Raw genomic sequence first — 6714 nt, forward strand, 5'->3', positions numbered from 1 at the left:
CATCCTCCCATCATGAACAGTCGCCGACCTACTTCAGACTCATCTTGTGTTAGAAATAAGCCCTCCCTTCAGACTCATCTTGCATTGGAATAGGCTGATTATAGCTTTTTGTGTCCATATCACTTATAATGCATTCGTTGCAGTGCGCGTCTTGTAGTCAGTTCGGAAGTCCCTCCAGGTTTTTTCGGTAGTTACTCCCGCAATGTCGCCTTCAGGATCGGGATTGCACCATTCCAATTCAACCAAACAGAGGTATTTCCGTGATTACAGGAATAGTAAAGTGGTTCAACGACAGTAAGGGCTACGGCTTCATTACCCGGGAAGACGGCGGCAAGGATGTATTCGTGCATCACTCTGCCATCCAGGGCGGCGGCTTCAAGTCCCTGGCGGAGGGCCAAAAGGTAACCTTCGACGTGGAGCAGGGCCCGAAGGGCCCGTCGGCGGCGACAGTCCAGCCGGCCTAAACATCAAGCACTGCGTAAGCAGGTTTCACGAGACCCCGCCACCCGGCGGGGTCTTTTTTTGCAGGAAGGTAAGGAGAGACGGAGCGAAGGCGTAATTTGATTGAGCACCTCAAGGTGTCCTGAGCCAAATCCAATTTTAGGCGGCTATCGGTATCTGGAACAAGCCATGACAGTGCGACATCCAGCAAAAGCCGCTCAACGATAGTGACGGTTCATTACGATTGCCGCTTCATTCTTCGGGCGTGCTCCCATCGATCCCGCTGTGAACCCGGTAGAGGTTGTAATAGACCCGGAAGTTCGAGAGCTTTCGTTCGAGGTCGGCATCGACGAGGTGCAATTGCAGCGCGGCGCGGCTCATTGCCAAGAACTTAATTTGCTCCCGCAACATAGCGAAGTGCGAACGAAAAATATGAAATGGAACTCATCTCTGTATGACCGAAAGCACTCTTTCGTATTCAAGTATGGAGAAGAGGTGCTTGCACTGCTAAACCCTAAGCGCGGGGAGCGGATTTTGGATGTCGGGTGTGGCACGGGTCATCTCACCAAGCTCATTGCCGAAATGGGAGCGGAGGTCGTAGGCATTGATAGCTCGCCGGAGATGATTGAGGCGGCACAAACAGCATGGCCGGCTATTAACTTTGTTTTGGCCGACGCGGCGGATTTCTCGTTTACAGAGCCTTTCGATGCTGTTTTCTCAAATGCCGCGCTTCACTGGGTAACTGAAGCGGAACAAGCTGTGGTTTGTATGGCCCAGTCCCTGAAGCAAGGCGGTAGGGTTGTCGTTGAGTTGGGTGGCAAAGGAAATATCGCCGCGATCACGACGGCCGTTCGGGAGGCCATCTGGGAGGTGTTAGAGGTCAAGGTTGAGCACGGCCGGTACTACCCTAGCGTCTCGGAATACTCGGGCTTCCTCGAGCGGCATGGCCTTTTCGTAAGAAGTGCCGTTCTCTTTGACAGGCCAACAAAGCTCGAAGCCGCAGAGCAGGGCTTGCGGAACTGGATAGCGATGTTTGACCAGGGCGTGATGAGCCATGTCCCGGACCATAAGAAAGAGCAGGTACTACGAAAGGTGGAGGATAAGACGCGATGCATCCTGTTTGCCGACGGGCATTGGTTTGCCGACTACAGGCGATTGCGAATCGTCGCGCATAAGGAATAACCAAGCTCGGCTAATTAATCGGTTGGAGAGATAGGTAACAGAAAAGGCCGAGGACATGGGTTACGGGCGGAGGGTCGCACAGGTGCCTCCCCCAAGGCCGTCTTAGCGCGGATTCGATCCTTGCGCAAGCGTACACAAGCCGTGGCTTAAGACTCGTGCTGTTCCCTCGCCTCGCGGATCGCTGGCTGCGTGAACAGTATGCGCGGTGGCGTCCACGAAAATTGCCTGCATGTTTCCGTAGCGGCGCGTTAATCGCGTCAGGGCATGGCCGCGGCGCCGCAGGCCGGCTCGTTCGTTTGGAGTGAGCGCGAAAGGTTCGTATTCGATGCGGTCGGGTAAATACTGGTGATGGAACCGCGGGCGCGCCACCCAAGTCGAGATCTGGCGCCCAGCGGCGAAATCGAGAACCGAGAGCAACACCATGCTGATGATGCGGCTACCCCCCGGCGTTCCCACGATCGCGAGCCGATCGCGATCTTCCAGGAACGTTGGCGTCATGCTCGAGAGCGGCCGCTTGCGCGGCGCGATCTCATTGGCTTCTCCGCCCACCAGGCCATACACATTGGGAACGCCCGGACTGACGCTGAAGTCGTCCATTTCATCGTTCAACAGCACGCCCGTCCCAGGGACCATATAACCCGAGCCGAACAGGAAGTTGATGCTGAGGGTCGCGGCCACGCGGTTACCCTCACAGTCGATGATCGAAAAATGCGTGGTGTTGCCGGATCCGGACACCGATTCCGCCGGTAAGCGATGGCTCGGCGTCGCTTTTCCAAGATCGATGCCTCGCCGGTGCGCACGCGCGTAACCCTTGCTCAGGAGCCGCTCTAGAGGAACCGCGACAAAATCCGAATCGCCCAGGTGCTCCGCGCGGTCCCGATAGGCATGGCGCAAGGCCTCGACGATCACATGCTTACGGGTGGGCGCATCGAAGCGGTCCAGCTTGTATCCCTCCAGGATATTGAGGGCTTCGGCCAGCACGATCCCCCCGGATGAGGGTGGCGGCGCGGAGACGATGCGAACGCCGTGGTAATCCGCGCGGATAGGCTCGCGCTCGACGACGCGGTAGCCGGCAAGATCGCCCCGGCTCCAGATCCCTCCCTCGGCGCGGATGCCTTGCACTAAGCGGGCGGCGAATTCCCCTGTATAAAATGCCGCCACGCCGTGCTCGCCGAGGTCTACAAGCAAACTGGCCACATCGGGCTGCACGATCCGGTAGCCTACGGACGGCGGCTCGCCGCCGCTCAAGAACACCGCGGCGGCGGCCGGGGAGGCGCGCAAGGCATTGAGCCGCAGCTTCGCCATTTCACGGTAGCGCGGCGTGACCGCAAAGCCGCCGCGAGCCAGATCGATGGCGGGCGCAAGAGATCGTTTGAGCGGCCAGCGGCCGTAGTGCGCGGCGAGGTGCGCGAGGCCCGCCGGCAAACCGGGGATGGCGGCCGAGAGCGCGCCGTTAATCGATGCACCGGGGATCGGTTTAACATACATGTCGCGCGCTGCACTTAGCGGCGCGGTCTCACGCCCGTCCAAGAAAACCTGCTTACCGTCGCGGGCGCGGTGCAGGAGCCAAAACCCGCCGCCGCCCAGCCCGGAAGCGTACGGTTCCACCACCGCCAAGGCAGCGCTTACCGCTACCGCGGCATCGAAGGCATTGCCCCCGGCCGCGAGGACTTCGGTCCCTGCCTCGGTTGCGAGGGGGTGGGCGCTAGCGACCGCCGCTTGTGTCCCCTGCCCGGCGCGGGACGGCGGTGTACAGATAAACCAGAGGCTGACAAGGATTGCCAGGCGGCGGCTCGACGCCGACGAGGTCTTCACCCGCGCCGCGGCAGCCGCCGGTTTAACGCCGCGACGACCGAGGCATGCACGAACTCACTCACATCTCCCCCGAGCGAAGCCACCTCCCGGACCAGGCTCGAAGAGATGTAGCCGTACTGTTCAACTGTGGTTAAAAACAGGGTATCGACCTCGGGCACCAGCTTGCGGTTCATGCCGGCCATCTGAAACTCGTACTCGAAATCGGAGACGGCGCGCAGCCCGCGCAAGATCACGCTGGCCCGGTGCTCGCGCGCCGCATCGGCCAACAGTCCGTCGAAGCGGCAGACCGTGACGTTTTGTACTCCATCAAAAACGGTCTGCGCGAACGCGAGCCGCTCTTCCGCCGTGAATACGGTATGTTTTGTGGTGCTCGCGGCTACGGCGACCACCACGCGCTCGAAAAGGCGGCTGGCCCGCATGACGATATCCGTATGGCCGTGGGTAATCGGATCGAAGCTGCCGGGGTAGATGGCGGTGATGCGCATGGTAGGCCGCGGATCAATGGGCACGAGCGAGCAGGTAGTCCACGTTCCCCGCGCGGCCGCTGCGTTCCACTGCCCACCGGGCCGGCAAAGAAAGGATGATACCCTGCGGTGTTTCGACAAACACGGAAGCGCCGGGCTGCAGCCATCCCCCCGCTTGCAGCTTGAGCATGCAGGGTTCCCAGAGTCGGTGCGCGAAGGGGGGGTCGATAAAGACGATGTCGAAGGGCCGGCCCGGACCATCCAGGTACGCGAGCACATCCTGGTTGACGATTGTGACCGCTCGCGCGCTCAATCGCCGCGCGGCCTCCGTCAACACCTTGTCTACCTTGTGGTTTTTTTCCACCATCACCACCTCGCGAGCCCCGCGCGAAGCCGCTTCAAACCCCAATACACCGGTGCCCGCGAAGAGATCCAGGCAACGGCTGCCCGCGATCACGGGCTGGAGCCAATTGAACAGGGTCTCGCGCACGCGATCGCCGCTCGGCCGCAGGGTGGGAACATCGAGCACGGGCAGCCGTGTCCGGCGCCATTGGCCGCCGATGATCCGGACGCTGCCGGGCGCCTTGCTATGGAGTGCCGCCACCATGGAGGTGCCGAAGCGCTGGCGGGGGCGCCGCCGGCAGTGCCGATGCGGTCTCGGCGCGTTCCGGCCCGACGATGATCTTGACGAGATTCGCCGGGTGCAGCCGCCGTTGGTACGCGTCGCGGATCTCACTGAGGCTCACGGTCTTGACCCGGTCCACGTAGGTCTCCAAGTAATCGAGCGGCAGATTGTAGAAGCCGATGATCACGAGGTATTCGACGATTTCGCTGTTACTGTCTATCCGCAACGGGAATCCGCCCTGGATATTCTTCTTTGAGGCTTCGAGCTCCGCCGCCGAGGGTCCCGTCTCGATATAATTCTGTACGGTGTCGACGAGCAGATCGAGCGCCTGGTCCGCCTGCGCATTGCTCGTTTGCAACGCGGCGATAAACGGGCCCGTGACGCGCATGGGGATGAAATAACTGTAAACGCTATAAGACAGCCCGCGCCGTTCGCGGATGGCCTTATATAAGCGTGATACGAATCCCCCTCCGCCCAAGCTGTGATTGCCCACGTACAGCGGGAAGGTGTCCAGATCCACGCGCGCCATTCCGGGAGCGCCCACCCAGACATGCGTTTGGGTCGACTCGAACGGAACCTTGACCTCCAGGGTTTGGTTTAGCGCCGGCGCCGGCGGCAATGGCGGCGGCATGGCACCCGCCGGCAGGTTGGCGGTGAGCCGCTCCGCGATGCCCGCCGCGCGGTCTTGATCGAGATCGCCGACAATCGCGATGATCGCGTTGCGCGCGCTGTAAAAGCGCCGGTAGAACGCCAATACATCCTCGCGCTTTAACGCCAATAACGTCCTCTCGTTCCCTTGAGGCGGCGAGCCATAGGGATGATCTTTATACAAATTAGAATAAAACGCGTCCTCAGCCTTGGCGCCGGGATCCTGCTCTCTTTGTTTCAATCCGGTTAGCATCCGCTTGCGCTCGCGTTCCAAGGCCGAGGCGGGAAAGTCGGGCGACTGCAAGACCTGCGCGAGCGTGGTGAGCGCCGCCTCCAGGCTCGCTGGCTCCGTGATGCTGCGGAGACTGACCCAGGCCATATCCCGGAGGGCGCCGCTGCCGTAGCGGGCGCCGACGTCATCGAAGCGCTCGCTGATCGTTTGCCCAGAGAGGCCGTTAGCGCCTTCCGCCAGTATCGCATTGGTTAAGCCGGCCAATCCCCATTGCGCGCCGTCGCGCGCGCTGCCGGCATCGAAGACGACGCGGACATCGGCCATGGGGATCTCGCCGGCCCGGACAAAAAGCACCTTGGCGCCGGAAGCGGTTTGCCAGGACGCGATCCGCGGGCCGGCGGGAGCAGCCGCGGATGCGCACAGCATCAGCAACAGGATGAAGCAACGATTTTTCATAACGCTCCTTCAGCGGTCGCGGGGAGGCTGGATGAGGAGACCGGTTGCATAATCGCAACGGTTAATCGGTCGTCAACAAAATACTTGTGCGCCGCACTCTGAACCGCCTCGGCCGTCACGGCCTTGATATTGTCGACATATTGATCCTTGAGCCGCCAATCGAGCCCCACCGTTTCCATGAGGCCGATCTGCATGGCTTGATAGAACATCGAGTCGCGCTCGTAGACATCGTTGGCGATCACCTGGGTCTTGATGCGCCGCAGTTCCGCCGCGTCGATGGGCTTGGTCTTGAGGAGCGCGATTTCCTCACGCAACGCCGTTTCCAGTTCCTGGACCGTGCGGCCTTCGGCGGGCGTCGCCTCCAACACGAAGAGGCTATCCAAGCGATCCGTCAAGCTATATCGGGCGTTGGCCGCGGCCGCGATCTGGCGCTCGCGGACCAGCCGCCGATTCAAGCGCGCGCTGTCGCCGCCGCTGAGCACACCCGCGAGCACCTCAAGGGCATACACCTCTTCGTGGCTGACGTGCTTCGACCCTCCGATGGCCGTGCGCAGAACCGGGACTTTAAAACCCAAGAACAAATAAGGCACCTTCGCCGGTTGCCGGACGGTCACGCGACGTATCCCTTTTTGCGCCACCTCCGTGCGGGACTTCACGGGCAGCACGGGGGACTTGGGCACCGGGCCGAAGTATTTCCTAGCCAGCGCGGCCACCTCATCGGTGACGATATCGCCCACCACCACGACGACTGCGTTGTTCGGCGCATACCAGCGCCGATACCAACTGCGGAGATCGGTCGCGTTGAGCTGTTCAATGTCGTTCATCCAACCGATGACCGGCTGCCGGTATGG

7 protein-coding genes are annotated in these 6714 nt (G+C 61.2%); 2 read left to right on the plus strand and 5 right to left on the minus strand.

The features are described 5' to 3' along the window. The first annotated feature begins 260 nt into the window (after positions 1-260). The gene (locus M3436_18125; GenBank protein ID MDQ3565925.1) at positions 261-464 is read left to right on the plus strand and encodes a cold-shock protein; all 204 of its coding nucleotides are present in this window, start codon (positions 261-263) and stop codon (positions 462-464) included. Between the two features lie 262 nt (positions 465-726). Continuing rightward, a complete protein-coding gene (locus M3436_18130) occupies positions 727-1623 on the plus strand; it encodes a methyltransferase domain-containing protein (GenBank protein ID MDQ3565926.1) in 897 nt (298 codons plus the stop codon). A gap of 102 nt (positions 1624-1725) precedes the next feature. On the opposite strand, the gene ggt is transcribed toward M3436_18130, so the two are convergent. From ggt to M3436_18155, 5 genes are all read right to left on the minus strand, one after another. After that, positions 1726-3381 carry a gamma-glutamyltransferase gene (gene ggt, locus M3436_18135; protein ID MDQ3565927.1) on the minus strand — a complete coding sequence of 552 codons (1656 nt, stop codon included), beginning with the start codon at positions 3379-3381 and terminating at the stop codon, positions 1726-1728. Positions 3382-3434: 53 nt separating this feature from the next. Further along, positions 3435-3923: a pantetheine-phosphate adenylyltransferase gene (gene coaD / locus M3436_18140; GenBank protein ID MDQ3565928.1), complete on the minus strand. Its 489-nt coding sequence runs from the start codon at positions 3921-3923 to the stop codon at positions 3435-3437. Positions 3924-3936: 13 nt separating this feature from the next. Beyond that, positions 3937-4509, minus strand: a complete 573-nt coding sequence (gene rsmD / locus M3436_18145; protein MDQ3565929.1) for a 16S rRNA (guanine(966)-N(2))-methyltransferase RsmD — start codon at positions 4507-4509, stop codon at positions 3937-3939. After that, complete coding sequence (locus tag M3436_18150; GenBank protein MDQ3565930.1) at positions 4490-5863, minus strand: insulinase family protein; 1374 nt, start codon at positions 5861-5863, stop codon at positions 4490-4492. The genes rsmD and M3436_18150 overlap by 20 nt, the downstream gene beginning before the upstream one ends. Beyond that, positions 5860-6714 (minus strand): insulinase family protein (locus M3436_18155; protein ID MDQ3565931.1); only part of this gene is annotated, 855 nt, incomplete at its 5' end. The genes M3436_18150 and M3436_18155, both read right to left, overlap by 4 nt.

The sequence above is a fragment of the Pseudomonadota bacterium genome (assembly GCA_030859565.1).
In the GTDB taxonomy this organism is placed as follows: Bacteria; Pseudomonadota; Gammaproteobacteria; order JACCXJ01; family JACCXJ01; genus USCg-Taylor.

What these genes read in the sequence shown, in the direction of transcription:
- coaD (MDQ3565928.1), bottom strand. Translation starts at nt 3,923, where the DNA reads ATGCGCATCACCGCCATCTACCCCGGCAGCTTCGATCCGATTACCCAC.
- M3436_18150 (MDQ3565930.1), bottom strand. Translation starts at nt 5,863, where the DNA reads ATGAAAAATCGTTGCTTCATCCTGTTGCTGATGCTGTGCGCATCCGCG.
- rsmD (MDQ3565929.1), bottom strand. Translation starts at nt 4,509, where the DNA reads ATGGTGGCGGCACTCCATAGCAAGGCGCCCGGCAGCGTCCGGATCATC.